16 protein-coding genes and 2 pseudogenes are annotated in these 20522 nt (G+C 29.3%); 2 read left to right on the forward strand and 16 right to left on the reverse strand.

Annotation, left to right across the window (positions count from 1 at the left end):
- A pseudogene (locus BM384_RS07620) lies at positions 1 to 185 on the forward strand (IS110 family transposase); the annotation flags it as partial.
- A 108-nt stretch (positions 186 to 293) separates the two neighbouring features.
- On the opposite strand, the gene BM384_RS07625 reads toward BM384_RS07620, so the two are convergent.
- The 12 genes from BM384_RS07625 to BM384_RS07680 form a co-directional block, all read right to left on the reverse strand.
- Entirely contained in the window at positions 294 to 920 is a 627-nt protein-coding gene (locus BM384_RS07625; RefSeq protein WP_090012591.1) for a DUF4230 domain-containing protein, read from the reverse strand.
- 155 nt (positions 921 to 1075) lie between these two features.
- Entirely contained in the window at positions 1076 to 1330 is a 255-nt protein-coding gene (locus tag BM384_RS07630; protein WP_090012593.1) for a hypothetical protein, read from the reverse strand.
- Positions 1276 to 2286 carry an ABC transporter ATP-binding protein gene (locus BM384_RS07635; RefSeq protein WP_090012594.1) on the reverse strand — a complete coding sequence of 337 codons (1011 nt, stop codon included), beginning with the start codon at positions 2284 to 2286 and terminating at the stop codon, positions 1276 to 1278. Before BM384_RS07635 ends, BM384_RS07630 begins: the two co-directional genes overlap by 55 nt.
- Entirely contained in the window at positions 2286 to 3311 is a 1026-nt protein-coding gene (locus BM384_RS07640; protein ID WP_090012596.1) for an ABC transporter ATP-binding protein, read from the reverse strand. Before BM384_RS07640 ends, BM384_RS07635 begins: the two co-directional genes overlap by 1 nt.
- A 10-nt stretch (positions 3312 to 3321) precedes the next feature.
- On the reverse strand, positions 3322 to 4227 hold the full coding sequence (locus BM384_RS07645) for an ABC transporter permease (RefSeq protein WP_090012597.1): 906 nt from the start codon (positions 4225 to 4227) through the stop codon (positions 3322 to 3324).
- A gap of 2 nt (positions 4228 to 4229) precedes the next feature.
- On the reverse strand, positions 4230 to 5204 hold the full coding sequence (locus BM384_RS07650) for an ABC transporter permease (RefSeq protein WP_090012599.1): 975 nt from the start codon (positions 5202 to 5204) through the stop codon (positions 4230 to 4232).
- A gap of 74 nt (positions 5205 to 5278) precedes the next feature.
- Complete coding sequence (locus BM384_RS07655) at positions 5279 to 7177, reverse strand: ABC transporter substrate-binding protein (RefSeq protein ID WP_175537314.1); 1899 nt, start codon at positions 7175 to 7177, stop codon at positions 5279 to 5281.
- 193 nt (positions 7178 to 7370) lie between these two features.
- Entirely contained in the window at positions 7371 to 8450 is a 1080-nt protein-coding gene (locus BM384_RS07660) for an SGNH/GDSL hydrolase family protein (RefSeq protein WP_242945979.1), read from the reverse strand.
- Positions 8451 to 8464: 14 nt separating this feature from the next.
- The gene (locus tag BM384_RS07665; RefSeq protein ID WP_090012603.1) at positions 8465 to 9547 is read right to left on the reverse strand and encodes an SGNH/GDSL hydrolase family protein; all 1083 of its coding nucleotides are present in this window, start codon (positions 9545 to 9547) and stop codon (positions 8465 to 8467) included.
- Between the two features lie 18 nt (positions 9548 to 9565).
- Positions 9566 to 11794: an alpha-galactosidase gene (locus BM384_RS07670; RefSeq protein ID WP_090012605.1), complete on the reverse strand. Its 2229-nt coding sequence runs from the start codon at positions 11792 to 11794 to the stop codon at positions 9566 to 9568.
- A 129-nt stretch (positions 11795 to 11923) separates the two neighbouring features.
- Positions 11924 to 13201, reverse strand: coding sequence for an ABC transporter substrate-binding protein (locus BM384_RS07675; protein WP_242945980.1), 1278 nt, complete (start codon positions 13199 to 13201; stop codon positions 11924 to 11926).
- Position 13202: 1 nt separating this feature from the next.
- A complete protein-coding gene (locus tag BM384_RS07680) occupies positions 13203 to 14426 on the reverse strand; it encodes a response regulator transcription factor (protein WP_090012609.1) in 1224 nt (407 codons plus the stop codon).
- Positions 14427 to 14545: 119 nt separating this feature from the next.
- Between BM384_RS07680 and BM384_RS07685 the strand changes: the two genes are divergently transcribed.
- Complete coding sequence (locus BM384_RS07685) at positions 14546 to 16303, forward strand: sensor histidine kinase (RefSeq protein WP_090012610.1); 1758 nt, start codon at positions 14546 to 14548, stop codon at positions 16301 to 16303.
- A 51-nt stretch (positions 16304 to 16354) separates the two neighbouring features.
- On the opposite strand, the gene BM384_RS07690 is transcribed toward BM384_RS07685, so the two are convergent.
- The 4 genes and pseudogenes from BM384_RS07690 to BM384_RS07705 form a co-directional block, all read right to left on the reverse strand.
- Positions 16355 to 16909 (reverse strand): GNAT family N-acetyltransferase, encoded by a 555-nt coding sequence (locus BM384_RS07690; protein ID WP_090012612.1) that lies wholly within the window; start codon positions 16907 to 16909, stop codon positions 16355 to 16357.
- A 148-nt stretch (positions 16910 to 17057) separates the two neighbouring features.
- Positions 17058 to 19739, reverse strand: coding sequence for a carbon-nitrogen hydrolase family protein (locus BM384_RS07695; RefSeq protein WP_090012614.1), 2682 nt, complete (start codon positions 19737 to 19739; stop codon positions 17058 to 17060).
- A gap of 162 nt (positions 19740 to 19901) precedes the next feature.
- A pseudogene (locus BM384_RS07700) lies at positions 19902 to 20186 on the reverse strand (UV damage endonuclease UvsE); the annotation flags it as partial.
- A 175-nt stretch (positions 20187 to 20361) separates the two neighbouring features.
- Positions 20362 to 20522 (reverse strand): zinc ribbon domain-containing protein (locus BM384_RS07705; protein ID WP_139232070.1); only part of this gene is annotated, 161 nt, incomplete at its 5' end.

The raw sequence follows: 20522 nt of genomic DNA on the forward strand, positions 1-20522 counted from the left end.
TATTAGAATACTATAAAGTTAATTTGCAAGGTAAAAAAGCTAAAGTTGCTTTAGTTGCTATAATGCACAAATTAATAAATTATATCTTTGCAGTACTTCGAAACCAAACTCCATTTGAGTTACGAAATCCTAAAATACATAAACAAATGTTTTTAGAAAATACTTCTCAAAATAGTGCCGCTTAATTGATTTACATTTTTTGTAACCATTCGTGTTTTACAAATGGTTTGTTTGCTATACCCTTTTTTAAAAAATATTATTTTTTAAAATTTACTTGACTATTATTAGCTGGTCTATTTATTTTCAAAAGATATTTCACAATTTTTTAAATCATCTGCCTTACTAAAGAATCCTTTTAAAATTACTTCAGCATTATTACGTGCATTATCTAATAAACCATTTGCAATAGCATCTTCTGTAGCTCTTTCTTTAAGCTTTTTTATTTCCTCATTATTTTCTTCTAAAGTAACTTGATTAAATATACTTTCATCCTCATGATATACTTTGAATGAATCTAAATTTATTTCAGTACTTAATACTTTAACCTCTGGAAGTTTAACTTCAATTTTATTTTCATTTTTAGTCCATTCAATATCGTTAAAATTTAATCCTGCTTTAACAACTACATCATAGCTATATATGTATTTAGTTTGAGTAAAAGGTATCTTAACTCCAAAAAGCTTTCTTGAATCATCTATAACACCTAACTCTGTACAGTAGCTAGACTGCGTGGCTAGCTCACCAATATCTTCAAAACCAAGTTTTGTGGTTTTACTTTTAAATAAAATACTTTCCCTAAGTCCAATTGCCACTGCAATAATGGTTATTAATACAATCACAATAATTACCATTGGTTTTTTTAAATGTTTTTTCTTCTTAATTTTTAAGCTTAAATCATTTCTCTCCAGTTCATTTATCATTTTCAACCATCCTCCTCCCAAATTTAAATTAGCATATTTGCGTAGAATTTGTAAAGCATACTATGCTTACATACTTAACTAAAAAAAGCACCTATATTAAACAAATAAGCAGCCAGATCTTAACACACAAATCTGACTGCTTATGCACTTAATTTTTATAAATCTTTTTTCATTAAATACTTTATAGGAATTCTTCCAAGAAGAACTATGATTAAATTAACTACTATAACCATTAAGTATATAGCAAATGCCCCTTCATCCTTTCTTGCAATAATCATTCCTACTGTAGAAATAGCTAAAATACAACATGCTAGTAATTGTATATACTTTATAAACTTTATTACAGCACTTAATTCTATACGGTCTTTTCTAGAGATCTTTTTTCCTCTACTTCCTTTGCTAAGTGGCATGCCACATATCCTCCTTTATATTCTGAAAGTTTAGGCTCTTCCTTTTCACATTTATCTTTGTAATATGGACATCTAGTATGAAACTTACACCCAGTTGGAGGATTAATTATACTTGGCATATCTAAAGTTCTAAGTGGTAGACTTTTGCTTCCTCCATCATTTCGCCTTCCTACAGTTTGTGGTACTGCTGCTAATAAAGCATGAAAATATGGATGTTTAGGATTATCAATAGCTTCATATATATTATTCATTTCAACTATTTTTCCTAAATACATAACTACAAGTCTTCCATTTTTAGCAATATACCTTGCAGTAGCTAAATCATGAGTTATATAAACAAAAGAAATATTATATTTCTTATTCATTTTACTCATTAAGTCAATTAATGAAATTCTAAGAGACACATCAACCATAGATACTGGTTCATCTGCTACTATAAGCTTTGGTTTTACAGATAAAGCTCTTGCAAGAAGAATTCTCTGTCTTTGTCCTCCACTTAATTGATGAGGATATTTATATAAAAATTGCTCCTCAGGAACAAGACCAACTTCCCTAAAATATTCTTTTAATATATTTTCTGCTTCCTCTTTATTTTTAGCTATTTTATGCTGAAGTAAAGGCATTGATAAAGATTGAAATATTGTTCTATTAGGATTTAATGCTGCGAAAGAATCTTGATGCACCATTTGTACTCCTAGTCTATAATCTTTAAAATCACCTTTTTTAAGTTTTGAAATATCTTTTCCCTTGTAAAGTATTTTTCCTTCTGTAGGCTTATGAATACCTACTATCATTTTTCCAAGAGTAGTTTTTCCACAGCCACTTTCACCAACAACTGCAACTATCTCTCCTTCATCAACTTCTAAATTTATATCAGATAAAACCTGCACTTTTTGTTTTTTATTAACCCTGTTATCAAAAGAAATACCTGCATTATCTACTTTAATTAAACTCATTATTTTCCACCTTCCTTTACAAGGTTTTCCTTATTTTCTTCTGCAAATTTATAGCACCTACTATACTGTCCATCTTTAAACTGATAGATACTTTCTGTTTTCTTCTTATCCGCTGTACATTCTTTGTTTAAATATTTATAACATCTTGGTGCAAATTTACATTTAGTAAACTTTTGAATTAAGTTAGGAGGTGAACCTGGAATTGCTTTTCTTTCTGTTACATCATCATGAAGTGTTGGTATGGCATTTAATAATCCCTTTGTATATGGATGAGACTGCTTTTCAAAAACATCTGCTACTTTGCCATACTCTACAATTTCTCCAGCATACATAACTGCAATTCTATCTATAATTCCTGAAATTACAGAAATATCATGAGTTAAGAATATTAATGTTATTCCTAAATCTTCATGTATCTTCTTTAAAAGATCTAGTATATACCACTGAGTTATTACATCTAGAGCTGTTGTTGGTTCATCTAAAATTATTACTTTAGGATCTAGAATTAAACTTAAAGCAATAAGTACCCTTTGTTTCATACCACTACTTAATTGATGTGGATAATATTCTAAAACTCCCTTATCAAGTCTTACATATTCTAAAACTTGACTAGCTCTCTTTAATATTTCTTCTTCTGAAATAGTTTTTCCATGAGCATATACAGTTTCTATAAAATGTTCTTTTATTTTAAGTACTGGGTTTAAAGCATTTTGAGCTGCTTGGAATACAGTTGCTATTTCACACCATCTATATTCATTCAATTCATCCTTGCTAAGATCAGCTAAATTTATAGTTTCACCATTATCTTTATGATAAATAACTTCCCCACTTGTAATCTTTCCTGGGTTTTGAACTAAGTTTAATATTCCATAAGCAAGAGTAGATTTTCCACTTCCACTTTCACCTATAATTCCTATGATTTCTCCTTTATTTATAGTAAAAGATACATTGTCACAGGCTCTTAAAGTATTATTTCCTAGAAAAAAATCAATTGTTAAATTCTTTACTTCTATTAAAGCTCCCATATACTCACCCCTACTTACGTAATCTTGGATCCATAGCTTCATCAAGTCCGTTAGCAAATAGATAGCATCCAACTTGAAATAAAACTATTCCTAAGATTGGTGTTAAGAAATATACTATTGGTCCAAAACCACCATAAGCTACTGCTGACTGGCTCATTGCCATTTGAATCATCATACCCCAATGGCTTCCTTGAAAAGGTACAAGTCCTAATACCATTAAACCTACTGAAGTTATAATTGCTATTTTCATAATTTGAATAAAGTTAATTGCAATAAATGAAGTTATGTTTGGAATTACATCCTTAACTATTATGTTAAAAGTACTTATGCCCATTATCTTGCTAGCTTCAATAAAGTCCTTTTGTCTTATTACAAGAACCTGTGACCTTATAGCCTTTGCAAGACCTGCCCAGGACCATAAACTTAGTACTAATCCAAAAAGCATATTATTATTTACATCAATAACCATTGAAAGTACCATTGTTACTGGGAAACTTGGCATTGTTAAAACTATATTTGTTATCATCATTAAAATATCATCAGTTTTTCCTCCAACAAGTCCTGCTGTAATTCCCATTGCACAAGCAATAATTATAGAGAATAAAGCTGCATAGAAAGCAACTAATAAAACAGATCTTGAACCTGTAATAAACTGACCTAAAATATCTCTTCCTGCATAATCAGTACCTAAAATATGTTGCACGGATGGACCTAAAAGTCTTTCTCCATAATTTGAAGTTGGAGCTTTTACTATCATAGGACCAACTACTGCTAAGATAAGAAAAAATAATAATATTAAAAATCCTACCCTAGACATTTTATTTCTCCATATTACTTGAAAAAATTCTTTAAGATAGTTAAGAAAAGTTCCTTCTTTGCTATAATCTTTTTTACTTAATTTAACTGTACTATCCATAACTATCTCTCCCTTAACCTTGGATTTAATCTAGTATTTAAAAATTCTGCAAAAAGACTTGATAATAAAACCATTACAATTATCATAAGGAACATACCTTCCATTAATGTATAATCTCTTCTAGAAATAGCTGTAGATAAATAGTAACCTACTCCTGGATATACAAAAAGATTTTCTATAAGTGGTGAACCTCCAAACATCATTCCAAAAGAAATTGCCACACTTGTAACCATTGGCAAAAGTGCATTTCTTCCTAAATAGCTGAAAATTATACGCTTATTAGATAATCCACGTGCTCTAGCATAATTTATATAATCTTCACCAAGTACACTCATACAGCTTGCTTTCATAGTCATTATCCATCCAGCAAGAGTAGTTAAAAAGTAAGCAAATACAGGTAATATAGCATGCTGTATTACACTTAAAATAAAGGCAGCATTAAGTCCTGGTGTAGTATTAGAATCATAGGCTCCCTTTGATGGTAAAAGTCCTAAGAATACTGAGAATAATAATACTAAAAGATATGCAACAATATAGTCAGGTATAGATCCAAATAGTGCCTGATATCCTGTTACTATTCCTTCTAATATATTATTTCTCTTCCAAGCCACATAAAGACCAATAATTATACCAAATAAAAAAGATAAAAACAAAGATAAGGAACATACTAAAAGAGTCCATGGAAGTGCTCCAAAAACTATTTTAACTACTGGTTCTTTATAAGACATTGATTGACCTAGATTTCCTGTGCATACTCCCTTAACATAATTAGTAAATCTAGTCATTACAGGTTCATCTGGATCATAATTTAATGCTATTTTAGCCTTATCATAGGCTTGGTCATACTGCATCTTACTTTGAGTCATATATTCCTGTGCCAAGGTATTAACTGGATCTCCCGGCATCATCTGAACTACAAAAAATACTAAAAGAAGTGAAGTAACCATAGTTAATAGACATGTTAAAAGCTTTTTCATAACTCTACCTCCCCCTTAATTTTTAGTATGAGCAAAGGTGAAAATTCCCCTTTGCCCATAGCTTAAAATATTAATTATTTAACATAATATACTTGACCTGCCTTTAACATCTTTCCAAGTAAAGCACTTGTTGTTCCTGACCAATAGAAGTCAGATAACTCTTTACCTGTTTCAGCAGGTGCCATAGAAAGTTTATCATTATGAATTCTGTAAATATAATATTTTTCTGTAATAGGACAGAACCACATTGAATCATTAAAGAATTTAGCAAATTCCTTTGCTTTTTCACTTATTTCTTTATCATCCTTTGCTTGGAATAATTCTCTTGATTTTTCTGAATACTTAAAGTCTTCTCCAGTTACAGCATTCTTATAAACTTGTTCACCTTTATCAACGTCCTTAATATTCATTCTCTTTCCATACCAACCAAGAGCATCATAAGCTTCAAATGGATGTTGAGTACTTGTTGTGCTTCCAAATCCATCTATAACCATAGAAGCATCTCCTGATATTGCATAATCACTATAAGCTGCTGATTCTTTTGGAGTAAAGCTTGCATTTAATCCAAAGTCCTTTAACATATTAGCTGCTGCTTCACCCATAACAACATATGCTGGGAATTCTCCAACACCTGCAATTTTTATTTCTGGTGATTCTCCATTTGCATCTACCCACTTATCACCCTTCTTTGACCATCCAGCATCTTTAAGAAGTTCTTCTGCTTTTTTAGTATCCATTGTGTAATTTTCTAATGTATCAAGGAATTCTTTATCAAAGTATTTATCTCTAATTGATGGTGGAAGTCCAACTGCATATTCATCTCCAAGTCTCATACCTGGTTCTGATACTGGAGCAATTGAAGCTTTATCAATAATATAAGCTATAGCTTTTCTTACCTTTACATCATCAGTTGGTGCTTTATTAACATTAAAACAGAAGCCTAATTCACTATATTCAGGAATAACCATCTGTCTAATTGTGTCCTTGTTATTTTCAGCAACCTTTTTAGCCATATCTGTAGATAATCCCATACCTTCTCCATCGAAATCCTTATTCATTACTGAAACTGCTTGAGATTCATTACTTGTTGGTCTCATAGCTTGGATCTTTTCAATCTTAAGAGGATTTCTATAATATGGGTTTCTCTTAAATATCATTTCAGATGATGTTACTGTTTCTACAACATAAGGTCCTGAAGTTACAATAGATTTTACATCAGGAAGATAATTATTTATTTCAGTAGTTACATTTGATATCTTTTCGTCTCCTTCTTTTGTAAATGAATAGTTACCATCATCCTTTAACTGTCTCATGCTTTCAAATACTTGTTTGTACTCTTCACTGAATTTACCATATTCTTTCTTAGAGAATCTCATAGGAGATTTTAAAACATAATCTAAAATAAGTGGTGAATCTGTATTAAACTTTATTGTTACAGTTCTATCATCTGTCTTAGTTACTGAATCACCATAATAAGCTATTTTATTAATTGTCATATCTATATACAAATCGCATAATAAATCATCTGCTGTAATAGGACTTCCATCACTCCACTTTAGGTTTTCTCTTAATTTTAAAGTAAGAACTTTATCAGTAAAATCATAACTTTCTAGAAGTGAAGGTTTAAATGTTTTTTCTGGCTGTGGACTATAATCACAGAAGTAATCATATAAAATTGGTTCCATAGACCAGTCTGGCCCACCATTTACAAGTGGATTTCCATGTCCTGCTGGTGGTGGTGTGAATGTGAACATTGTTCTAAATACTGTCCCTTCTACTGGTGCTTCTTCACCATCAAGTTTGGCATTAGTAAGTTTTGTTTCAACTCCTGCTATGCTATCTTGAATCTCTTCTGCTGATGAGCTTGATGTTGCAGTCTTCGATGATTCATTACCACATCCTATAAAAGAAGTCATAGTTAAAGCTGCAATAATAGCTACTGCAATTATCCTAGATAATTTTCTTTTCTTCATTTTCATTCCCCCCATAAATTAAACACTTTAATTAGTTCTATAATCAAAGTATATTGTCCCTTCTCTTTTCTGTAAACGTTAACTAAAACATATAGTAATTTATGTTTATAAATAATAATAATTGTATATTTCCAGATTTTATTTATCTAAACATAAAAAAATACTGCTAGCTTTAAAAGCCAGCAGTATTTTTCTACTTCCAAACATCTTCTCCAAAAGATTCTATAAATTCAGTAAGTTCAGTTGCCATTTCATAAGCTTCAGGAATTCTTAAATGTCCTGGTGTTGCACATCCATTTCTCTTAAATTTACATCTTACTACTTTTTTATCTTCTAATTCTCTTTGAATCTCATCTAAGGCATCATCCCATCCCTTATCATGATTTAATAAGGTTGTTATAATTACAAATAAAGCCTTAGGATACTTATACCTTAAACTTTTAATAATATCTTTATACTTTTCCTTCCAAAGCTGCCTCTTCTCCATATCCCTATTAATATAGTTATCAGGATGATCATCATTTTGCCCTAATGCCATAATAACAACATGAGGTGTATATCTCTTAAAATCCCACTTTGTAATTTTTCCAAGCTGTGGATTATATTTAAGTTTATCATAGGTAGATTCTAATCCTACATATCCTTCTTCCATAAAATAGCCTGTACCATCCATAACAGCAAGACCACCTTGAGCATTATTATTTAACTCTGCCTTTAAATTTCTAGCTGTTATCATTGAATAGGAGTACCATGAATTTGAATATTCACCATTTTGCTTTTCAGGATCTTTCTTTCCAACATAATCTAAAGCTTCTGACAATTCACCTGCTGAAATAGAATCTCCATAGCATTCAATTCTTCTTTTTGGTCTTGGCTCTGGATTTAATACCTTACAGCCTTTATCTAAAACTAAACCATAAAAATTAAAATAATGGCATCCATCCTGTCTCTTAAAAATAGTAAGTTCATGAACTCCATCCTTAAGTTCATCTGCTAACTCTAAAACTATTTTTTCATTATGTTTATTAACCTTAACTTTCCCCTCTGTATTTCCATCTATAATATAACCAATGTAATTATCATAATATGCATTTAAATTCTTTATTACAATTGAAACCTTTGTTCCTGTAAACCTAGTTTTTACAAGGCTTCCTGCATAAATAAATAAAGGTGCTTTTTCATCTAAAAAATCAATTCTTCCCATATACTGAAATTCATTAGTATCAGCAGGAATAAAAGTATTATTATTCATATCTAAATCTTCAAAAAACATAGCCTTCACCTCTTTTATGATACTAAAAATCCCATAATAAATATTTTCTTATCTGCCTTTATGGTAATTTTATGCTTTGCTTTTTCTTTGCCTTCAATAATAGGATAAGTTTCAGCATAATCTCCCCATCCATCTTTAAAGAAGGTATCTAAAACAACATCTTTATCATTAGCTCTTATGCATATTTTTCCTGATGTTTCATCTATGCTTTTTCTATATAAAAGGAATATGTTTTTTCCTTCAATTTCAAATTCTAATTCTCCCTTATTTTCTTTAATTAGCTTCCATCCATTATTAAATACCTGGAATCCTTCTGTATCAAATTCAAAGCCTTCATTTTTAGTACATTTTGCATTTTTATTATTTAGGATAACTCCATTAATGTACTTATCTCCATATAAAGCTTCACCAAGTTTAGTTTCTTCATTATTTCCTTTTATATTTCCACTTCTTACTTCCTCTAAAAAGTTAACTAAAAGCTGATTTAAAATGTAGTGTCCATTATTATTAGGATGAACTTCATCAGCCTCTACATCTTTCCATTTAAAGCTTCCTTTTTCTATTTCACTTTTTAGTACATTTCTGTAACTTATCATAGGCAAGTTATACTTTTCACCTATGTTTATCTGCTGCTTTTGAGCATTTGAAAAATCATCATTACTCATAAATACCTCAATAAGTGCAGGTACCTTTTTCCATGATAAAATCTTTCTAATTAAGCTTTCATAAGAAACTTTGCAGTAATCATCCACCTTATCATTAACTGCAAAATCTACAAATAAGATATCTGGGTTAAATTTTAATACTTCTCTTTCTACCCTATGAACTCCTATTATAGAGCCTGTAGCTCCTACCCCTGCATTTATATATTTAACATTTATACTTTTAAAGTTTTCCTTAAACCATAAATAAGTTAAATAAGCATAACATTTTTCATGTACCTCTGCTTTAAACTGCTGAGTTATTGACCCTCCTAAAAAAGCTACTGTTATATCTTCTCCTCTTTCAGCCTTTTTAAAAACCTCTATGATTTTAGAAACATTTCCTATATTCACAATTCCACTATTTTTTACTTCCTTGCTTAATGTATAATCCATAAATAATCCTCCCTCTTATTATCTAACTTCCTTTATAACAAATATCTTAGATGAAAAATCCTCATGTTTTCTAGAATAGTATTCTGCTGTCTTTCCTGTATAATCCTTAGATAAAACAATTCCTATACTCATTAATTCATCACCAAAGAATGTACCTTCTTTTCCTTCAATTTTATAAAGCTTATTTTTATCTAATCCTGTAAGCTTTATTCTCTTATATTCTTCATTTGGTCTACTTAAAACTTGATAGTAAGCAGCCAAAGCTATTGTTTTATCTTGAGATACAGTCATCCAGCATACTTCATTTTCTTCAAAAGGACTCTTTAATCTATAAAAATCACCATTATGAATAACATTTGAATATTCCTTAAAGAAACTTATCTGTTCCTTTATTTTTTCCTTATCCTCATCTTCAAGACTTCCTAAGTTTAGTTCATAACCAAAAGTTCCAAAGTAAGCTGTATTTGCCCTTGTTTCAATTGGAGTTATTCTTCCTACCTGATGATTAGGAACTGCTGAAACATGGCTTCCTATTGAAGATAAAGGATAAATAATTGAAGTACCATATTGTATTTTTAATCTTTCAATAGCATCACTATCATCACTTGCCCAGGCTTGTGGTGCATAATATAACATTCCGGGATCAAATCTTGCTCCTCCCCCTGCACAGGACTCTAATAATATTTCAGGATATTTTGATGTAAGCTTATCTAATAACTTATAAACTCCTAAAATATATCTATGAAATACTTCCCCTTGCTTGTCCTTATCCAAACTTAGTGAATATGGCTCAGTAATGTATCTATTCATATCCCACTTTATATAGGAAATATGAGATTTAGATATAATATTATCCATAAGATTAAAAACATAATCTACAACTTCATCCCTTGAAAAATCTAAAACAAATTGATTTCTTCCATGAGACATATTTCTATTTGGAGTTTTAATAACCCAGTCTGGATGTTTTTCATATATTTCTGTACCCTTACATACCATTTCTGGTTCAAACCATAATCCAAACTTCATCCCCATTTCAGTTACCTTTTTAGATAATCCACTTATACCTGATGGAAGTTTTTCTTTATTTGGGAACCAGTCACCTAAGGAACTTGTATCATCATTTCTCTTTCCAAACCATCCATCATCTAATACAAAAAGATCTATTCCAAGACTTTTAGCTTCTTTTACTATTTTAAGAATCTTTTCTTCATTAAAATCAAAATAAGTTGCTTCCCAGTTATTAATTAATATTGGTCTTTCCTTATCTCTCCAAAAGCCCCTTGCAAGTCTTTTTCTATAAAGTTTATGATAAACTTGACTCATTTTATTTAATCCTTCACTTGAATATACCATTGTACATTCAGGTGTTTGAAATTCTTTAGAAGGCTCTAATTTCCATCTAAAACCTTCTGGGTTTATACCCATCATTACTCTTGTAACCTTATAAGGATCTACTTCTACCTGTCCTAAAAAATTACCACTATAAATAAGACTAAATCCATAAACTTCACCATTATTTTCAGATGCACCTGTTCTTTTTAATATAAGAAAAGGATTGGCCATATGACTACTCGCACCTCTAAGGCTATAAATTGATTGAATCCCTTCAGTTAGCTTTCTACTTCTTAAATAACATTCCCTTGCCCATGCACCTGTTGTATGAATCATTTCATAATCAGCATCTGGAAGGTCAATACTAGCACTCATAGCTCTATCAATAAAAAAGGCTTCTTCTCCTTCATTAGTTATTTTTGCACTTCTACATATAGCATCAAAGTCTTTGAAAATACTATAGCTTAAAATAAGCTTTGACTTTATAACTTCATCATATAAAGTTATCTCTAAAGTTTCTGCCTCTTCTTCACTTTCAATATAAACTGATGGAAGACTCTCAAGACTCTTCTTCCCCTTAAATATTTCATACCCTACATATTTATAATTTGTTATTCTGCTTCCATTACTTTGAGTTATTGTGTGGGCAGGATATCTGTAATCTGTAGTTCCAAAGGAAGGATATTCCTGCTTTATATGTTCTAAAGATGATGTATGATTTTCCTCAAACATATTACATGAAGGTCTTAATTCCCTTTCTATTAGATGAGTAAAAGAATCTCTATGCTTTATTCTTTTTCCATAATATAAATTTTCTATTTGATCTATTCTATCTATGACCTTCATAATGTAACTTACATTTTCATTATATAAATGAAATTCTCTTAACTTTTCATTAACTTTTATACCCATACCAATTCTCCTTTTAAACGTTTTCTTTGAATTTAAGTTACACACATTTAATTTTAGTTTCATAATCTATTTTTAGTCTATAAATGTTATGTAACTACTGATTTTTTGTAAAGATTTCTTATTTTTTGTTTATGTTTCATACTTAATATTTTTCCACTGTTTATTTATATCTTCTCTTAAGCTTTTAGTATCCTTTAAACTAATATAATTTTGTACAAACTCATAATCTAATTCTAAAATCCTTTTATTGTTTAAAAACATGGTTTGATTTCTTATATCATCCTTGCTTAAACTTTTTAAAGTATCTGCTTGATATTTTACTGTAATATTAAAATCATTTATTTCCTTAAGCATTTCCTGACTGTTACTATTATCCTTCATGCTAGATGTTATATTAACAGCTTCAGCATATCTGCTATGCTCAAATAAGAATTTATAAAATTCCTTTGAAACCTCTGGAAACTTGGTATTTTTACTTACTGCAATTTCATAATCACCTATAATGTTAATGAGATTTGATTCAGGTATTGGAAACATTCCTATATCACTTTTTGAAGCCCCCATTTCTACAAGCTGATTTTGAAAGTCAGAGCTCCATACTACCATAGCTGTTTTTCCATCTTTAACATCCTTCTTGCACTGCTCCCATTCATAATTTAAAGGGTCCTTTTCTGAGTATCCATTTTGATATATATTTCTTGCAAACTCTAAGGATTTAAACATGCCACTTTTTTCTGATAATATTTCCTTTTTATCCTCTATAACATTCTTTTCTATATTAGGCTCATATAAATAAGGTATACTTTTAGCCCACTCATTAATAAACCAAGATTGCTTATAATTTAACCCCATAGGGGTAATTCCTTTTTCCTTAAGCTTTATGCAATCTTCAAAAAACTCTTTATTTGTTTTAGGTATGTCATAAATACCTGCCTCTTTAAAAGCCTGTTTATTATAAACAATTCCAATCCATATCATTGAAGAAGACATTGCATATAAATCTCCATTTTCATCTGTACCCATATTGTAATTATAAGTTGTATCATTACTAAAGCCCAAATCATTTAAAGGAAGAAAATAATCTTTAAACTCCTCTACTCTTATTGATGAAGGCACCAAAGTAACATCTGCTAGTTCTCCTACTGAAGCCTTTCTTCTTAAAATCTCTTCTACATTGCCTATTGTTTCAAGATTAACTTTCACCTCTGGATGTATCTCTTCAAATTCCTTAATAATCTTAGCAATTTCATCCTTTTTATCAGTTCTATTAGTAGCAAAAGTTATTTCTCCTGATATATCATTTACTACCTTTTCTGAAGGTTCTGTATCATCAAATATACCATAAATAGCAGTAAAAGAAATTAAAGATATACTTATTAAACTAAACACTATTCCTTTGAATTTCATTTTACATTCCTCCATTATCTAAACTACTATTTCGATAATTATTTGGAGTAGTTCCCATCTTCTTTTTAAAAGCTCGTCCAAAAGTTATAGAGTCACTATATCCAACCTTTTCTGCAACTTCATAAATTTTAAGATTAGTTGTTTTAAGTATTTCCTTTGCTTTATTTATTCTGTAATTTGATAAGAATTCATAAAAGCCCTCTCCTGTTTCTCTTTTAAATAAATCTGATAAATAGTTTTGACTTAAAAATATTTCTTCAGCAACATCCTTTAAAGAAATGTTTTTGTAGTAATTATTCTTTATATATTCTTTAGCTAACTTAATAGATATGTTTGAAGTTTTCTTCTCTGTATACTCTGAAGATTCTTCAGGCTTTCTATCTAAACTTAAAAAATGTATTCCTTGTGCCTTGCTTCCTGAAAATTTTTCTGCAAGCTTTGCCATGTCTCTTAATGCCCATACGTCCTTAGTATTTTCAAAAGAGAAAACTCCAATATCCTTACCTAAAAAACTTTCTAATTCCATTAAAAGCTCCTCTTGAAACTTCTGCTTATCATAATCTTTAAAATAGAAAACAATATAAATTGATGACTTATAAAGATAATATGTAAACTTTATATGATCATACTTTTTAACACAATAATTCTTAAATTCATTTATTTCTTTAGAAATATTACAAAATGAATTTATCACTACCATTTTATAGATATTATTTTCATTTAAATAGACACTATTTAAGACTTTTTCATCCCTTATATTTAGTGATTTTTTACCAAACAAAAGATATCTAAAAAAATCTTTCTGCAAAATACTAATAGAATGATTTATAACATTTTCTTTCTCTTTAGCTAAAATAATGGACTTTTCAGCTTCCTTAAGCGTTTTTATAAGTTCCTTTTCAACTACAGGTTTTAATAAGTAATTTACAGCTCCACATTTCATACTATCCCTTACATAAGAAAAATCATCATACCCACTTAAAACTATAAAAATTGGAGGTTTTTCAAGAGTTTTTTTTGCCTTTTCTATAAGTTGAACTCCTGTCATTACTGGCATCTTAATATCTGTAATCACTACTTCTGAAGGATTTTCCTCTAAATATTTAAATGCCATGCTACCATTTGCAAAATCACTGATTACTTCATAATCAGCAAATAATCTTTTTATCTTTTTGGCAAGACCAAACCTTATAATCTTATCATCATCTACCACCAAAATTCTCATACGCTCTCCTTGTATAACCATAAAATTATTTATATAATTTACTATATAAAACAGTTAATGTAAAAGTTATATCTTTTTAGCATTTTGTTATATTTTATCATAAAACTAAGGAGTATGTTATGAATTTGCTTAAAAAATTATCCATTAAAAGGCTTACTTTATTAATTTTTACTGCAATGTATGTTATATTTTTTATTCTTACTAGTATTGCCTTATATTCTTATTCTTTATATGAATCAAAAAAGACGGAAAAAATAATAAAAAATTTCAACTCTACTTTAAGTAATCAAATTTCAGAAAAGATAGATAATATATCTAATGTATCTAAGTATCCTCTTCTTCTTCCTGATATAAATAAGCTTCATAATACCTTATCACTATCTGAAAAATACAATATTGAATGCTTAAACTATCTTACTCAAATATGTGATATGATGCTTATTCAAAATGATTCTCTTAATGGAGCTTATATTTTTAATAGATATGGGGAAGGTGCTTTCTCTATAAGAAATTTAATTAGCAGTAAGCTAAAGAATGTTTCAGATGAAAAATGGTTTACTAATGCTATTACATCAGAAAATCAAATAAACCTTATTCCTAACATATCCTTAAATAATATTTATATAGATAACTGTGAGGATAAAGAAAAATCCATAGGCTTTACTAGAAAAATTGTTGATGTTCAAACAAAGAGAACTACTGGTATAGTACTTCTTACCATTCCTATGTCTAATGTTAAAGACCTACTTAGTTCCTCTCTGCCTTATACTAATGAAACTATATACTTATATGACTCGCAAAATAACCCTATTGTATCTAGCAGTGGAAGTTTTCTTTCTTCATCTCCTGAAACTTTAGGTTTAAATACATTTTCTTATACTCCAAAATTAAAAGAGCTAAACAAAAATGCTGTTGTTTCTTATAACACTATTGAATTTACAAATTGGACTCTTATAAATTTTATTCCTAGGATTTCTGCTTATCACACAAACAAACTTTACATAATGTTTTTTATAATAAATATTGCATTTTTCTCCCTTTTGTTTCTTATACTATTTTTATTTTTTAATAAGAGAATATTTAATCCTCTAAAATCATTAATTGATAATATGGATAAAAACGTTGAAAGCACCCTTAATTATGATTTTGACTATAATACTGATGATGAGATTGGACATCTTGTAAAATCTTATAATGAAATGAAAGGTAGAATTAATAACCTTATAAATATAAATTACAAGTCAAAAATTGAACAAAAAGAACTTGAGTTAAGGCAACTACAAAATCAAATAAATCCTCATTTTATATATAACACCTTAGAGTCTATTCACATGATGGCTGAAATAAATGATGATTTTGAAACCTCAACTATGGCAGAATTCTTTGGAAGTATAATGCGCTATAGCATGAATAAAAGATCTGATATAGTTTCTTTAAGAGATGAAATAAATATAATAGATAATTATATTTACTTGCAAAAAATAAGGTTTGAACAGCTATTTACTATTGAGAATGTCATTTGTGAAGAAGTATTTGACTGTAAAATAATAAAAATGATAATTCAGCCTATTATTGAAAATTCTATTAATCATGGACTAAGCAAATGCACTGATTCTGGGAAAATAATCATTGAAGGAAAACATATAAATGAGAATCTTATAATTATAATTTCTGATAATGGTATTGGAATGGATGAAAACACCTTAAATTCTCTTATGGGCTATATTAATGGGGATAATGAAAACTTTAGTGGAATAGCTCTAAGAAATATTCATAGAAGATTAAAACTTACTTATGGAAATGAATATGGTCTTGAAATTTCTAGCACTATTAATAAGGGAACTAAGGTAATTTTAAAAATGCCTTTTATAAAATAACTTAAAAAAGCCCATGGATATTTTAATCTCATCCACGAGCTTTTTTTATACCTAAAATTCTTCATTTAATATACTATATAAATAATCATCATATAACTTTCCATGAAGTTCATGATGTTGTCTTAAGACACCATCTAATTTAAAGCCACAAGACTTAAGAAGGGCATTAGAACTATCATTATAACTTCCAGTCTGTGCTGTAACCTTATTTAATTTTAATTTATGAAATAATATTTTTAATGTTAAATTAACAGTTTCTTTCATATATCCTTTATTTCTATACGCTTCAATCAAGTAGTACCCTATTTCTATTGCTTTATTCCTATCATTATAATCATAGATAGTTATATAGCCCATAATAGTTCCTTCTGATTTTTCATAAATACCTAGTATGCAGATTCTATCATCCTTAATAACTTTACTATACACATTATAGCTATCTTCTTCTTTTAGTTTGTAAACTGGTCTTGAGGTAAACTTTTCAAAGCCTTCTCTATTGCAACATAGTCTTACTTTAACAAGGTCATGCAGTGTAATATTATTTAGTATAACTTTTTCTCCAATTATCGGCATCGTTTTATTTATTTCTGCTCTTACACTTTTCATAAAAAACACCTCATTAATATCTTACAATTAAATGATAGTATTTTTCAACTTGAATATAATTACATTTAAATACTATAGAAATAAAAGGAGGACAACTCCTTGCTAGAGCCGTCCTCCTATATTGGAATAGCTAATTTTACTTATCACTCTATTTAATAATTGAGCCTTTCTTTTTACTAAATACACAAATACCAAGAGATACTGTTACTATTAAGATGTATATATAAATATAAGAATTACTATCCCCTGTTTTTGCTATCTTTTCTACCTTGCCTGACTTTTCTACTTTTTCTCTATCTTTTGTAGTTTCTATCTTTTCTATATTATCAGCATTATCAAGGGATCCATTTTTTATATTGTCTTTGTTTTCTTCTGATACTTCAGTATTAGAGATTTCTTTTATATCTCCAACTTTAAACTCTCCTAAAGAGTCAGTTTTAAAAACTATATAGTCATTTTCAATTATATAAGGAATTTCAATATTATTTCCCTCTTCATCTGTTTTATAAACCTTAAAATTATCTTTTTTATCTATTAATGATAAAGGTATTCTTACTTTTAAATTATTTAATTCACCATCATTATTTACTAACTTCAAATTATAAGAAGTATAATCATCATTTTTATTAATTCCATCTACAAGAAGTTTTGCTCCCTTAGAAACTTTTCCTATAGCTTGAATATAAGTATTACTATCTGTTGATACTAAATCTATAGTTTCTGCTTTATTTAATGTAACTCCTGGGAATATTGATTTATATCCTTCAATATTATCTTTAGCAAGTTCATCATACATTTCTGCAAATAATAATGGATTAAAATTATTTATTCTAAAGCCAGTACCTGTTAAATTCATTTTTGCAACTTCTAATCCTTCAGGGCTTGTACCTCTTAAATCATAACCTTCAGATTCAGATCCAGTTCCATTTAAACTTATAGCAGATCCTGTTATTGGATTGAAACTTACCTTACCTTCTTTATTAATATACTTAGTAATTATTAAGCTTGTACTTGCAAATTCTCCACCTGAATAAGATTTAGTATTTTCATCATAAATTCCATCTGGTCCTAAAAGATTGCATGTTATAGCTGCCATTCCATCTCTATCTGTATAACTTCCTATTCTAGTTTCTCTATACCATGGGTTTCCTGTAGTAGCTGTAGGATGAATTAATATAGTACATCCACTTGCTGCATAGTATCTACCAAGCTCAGGATAAAAGTGTCCATCTCTACATATATCAATTCCAATTTTACCCCATTTACTATCAAACATTACAGGATTACTTCCACATACAGACCAATTTGCTTCTAAGCCTGCTCTATGCATTTTTTGATAAGATGTAATATTTCCATCTGGGAAAAGAATAGCAGCTGAGTTATATACCTTTTCTACATTAGTATTATTTAAATACTTGGCATTTTCAAACATAGAGCCTTTTTTATCTTTTTCACTCATACCAAAAATTATATACATTCCATACTTTTTAGCATACTCACTTAATTCATTTGTTGTTTCTCCTGGAATAGTTTCTGCTAAAGCAACATGCATTTCATCATTTCCCTGAAGAGTATCTTTTTCAGGATCTTCATATGAGTAACCTGTTAAAACAGTCTCAGGAAATACAAGAATATTAACATTCTTAGATGCTGCTTCTTCTATGTATTTAATCATCATTTTCTTATTAGCTTCTTTATCTCCCCATTTAGAAGAGCAGTTTACTACAGCTGCTATAGGTCCATCTGAAATCTTAGATGTGTAAGATAAAGATTCTCCATTAGCTTTTCTATCTGCTAATTCCTTATACCACAAAGCATAATAATCTGGATGAAAATCTGAAGATACCTTTGTTGTTGAAGAAGGTTTATTTTTTATATCTATTTCTGAACTATTAGTAATAAGTCCATCTTTTCCTGTTATTATATTGCTGTCTTCAGCTCCTCCAAAGTAAATAGGTCCATCAAAAGCAGCTGAAACTATTACGCTTCTCCCTGGAAAATCATAAATTCCTTCACCACTTTCCTTAGAAACAGGTCCATCTTTTCCAACTAAATTAGAACTTGCAATTAATATTCCTTCTCTAGATGTTATACTTTCAAGTCTATTTTTATAATACCATTCCCATCCTTCATCATTAGCCTTTCCATCTCCATCAGTATCATAATAACTTCTTGATGTAGCTGTTGGGTTTAATATTATTTTGCATCCATTAGCAGAATAATATCTTTCTAGTTCAGGAGTTGCATAAGTATCATAGCATATGCTTAATCCTACTTTTCCAAACTCTGTATCAAGGATTACAGGTGTAGTTCCTGGTGTGCACCAGCTTCCTTCAACTGGAGTTATCTTTTCATAAGCTGTAACTTCTCCTTCTGGTGAACATGCAAAGGCTGAATTATAAGCATGGTTATCATCACCTTCAATTTTCTCTGAGGCACCATATATTATCCACATATCATAAATATCTGCTATCTCAGCTATTTTTTCAGCTGTAGGTCCATCAATATATTCTGCTTCTTCTACTGCCATTTTATAAACTTCAGAAGAAGGCTCACTTGAAGAGGCATACCCTGTTACACTCATCTCTGGAAAGAGAATCATCTTTACTCCTTTATTATGAGCTTCTTCAATATAATCTATCATACTATTAATATTAGCTTCTTTATCTCCCCACTTTGTCATAAAATTTACTACTGCTAATTCATCTTTTCCGATAATATCACTATTTGTTTTAGCTTCTGCTTTAAAAGTAGTTAAAGTGTAAGATATAGTAAATATCAAGCTTAATACCATAACTAAAGCTTTTTTTGATAATCGTTTATTATTCATCCTTATCATCTCCCCATAAAAAATAAAAGGCAATGATACTTTATGCACCATTGCCTTGAGGACATGTTATCATCTCATTCTATGTTTTTCAATGAAATAACATAATAACCTTCTTTTATTAATTTTTCTATATATTTTTCTTTTAATTATTAAGATATTTTTCTATACAAAAAAAGTACTTGTATCTATCCATTTATATTCTGGCTTTAAGTTTTTTATATACTTTGCAAGCTCATATAAGGCTAAATCTTTTTCCTTACATTCAAGCATAGCATCGAAATCTCTATCATATTTTTTCACCTTTTCAATAAATTCTACAAAATCAGAAGCAATAATATAATCTGAATGTTTTCTGTCATTTACAAATTCTCTAGGAGATGAAAAATGTATCTTTGGGGGAAGAGATTCATTATTCCACGTATTAAACACATCTTCAATTATTTCTATGTTTCCAACCGTTGCCAAAACCTTATAAAACTTTATAAAGCATGTTTAATTCCTTATTCAACCTGTCTGATTTTGTAATGAATAAATTCATATACTACTCTCATTTGATATAACAGTCCAAAGGCGTAAATTCGGGTACAACGCACCCTACATATCAGCAATATCTTGATAGTGATTAAATTGCTAATTCGTATCTACTAAGATTAATACTTGCATTATAGTCTCTATTTATATTTAAACCGCAAGAACATTTATATATTCTATCTTTAAGCTTCAAGTCTTTTTTTATAGAGCCACATGAGCTGCATAATTTTGATGATGGAAAATATCTATCTG

It is taken from the genome of Clostridium sp. DSM 8431 (assembly GCF_900116755.1).
GTDB lineage: Bacteria > Bacillota > Clostridia > Clostridiales > Clostridiaceae > Clostridium.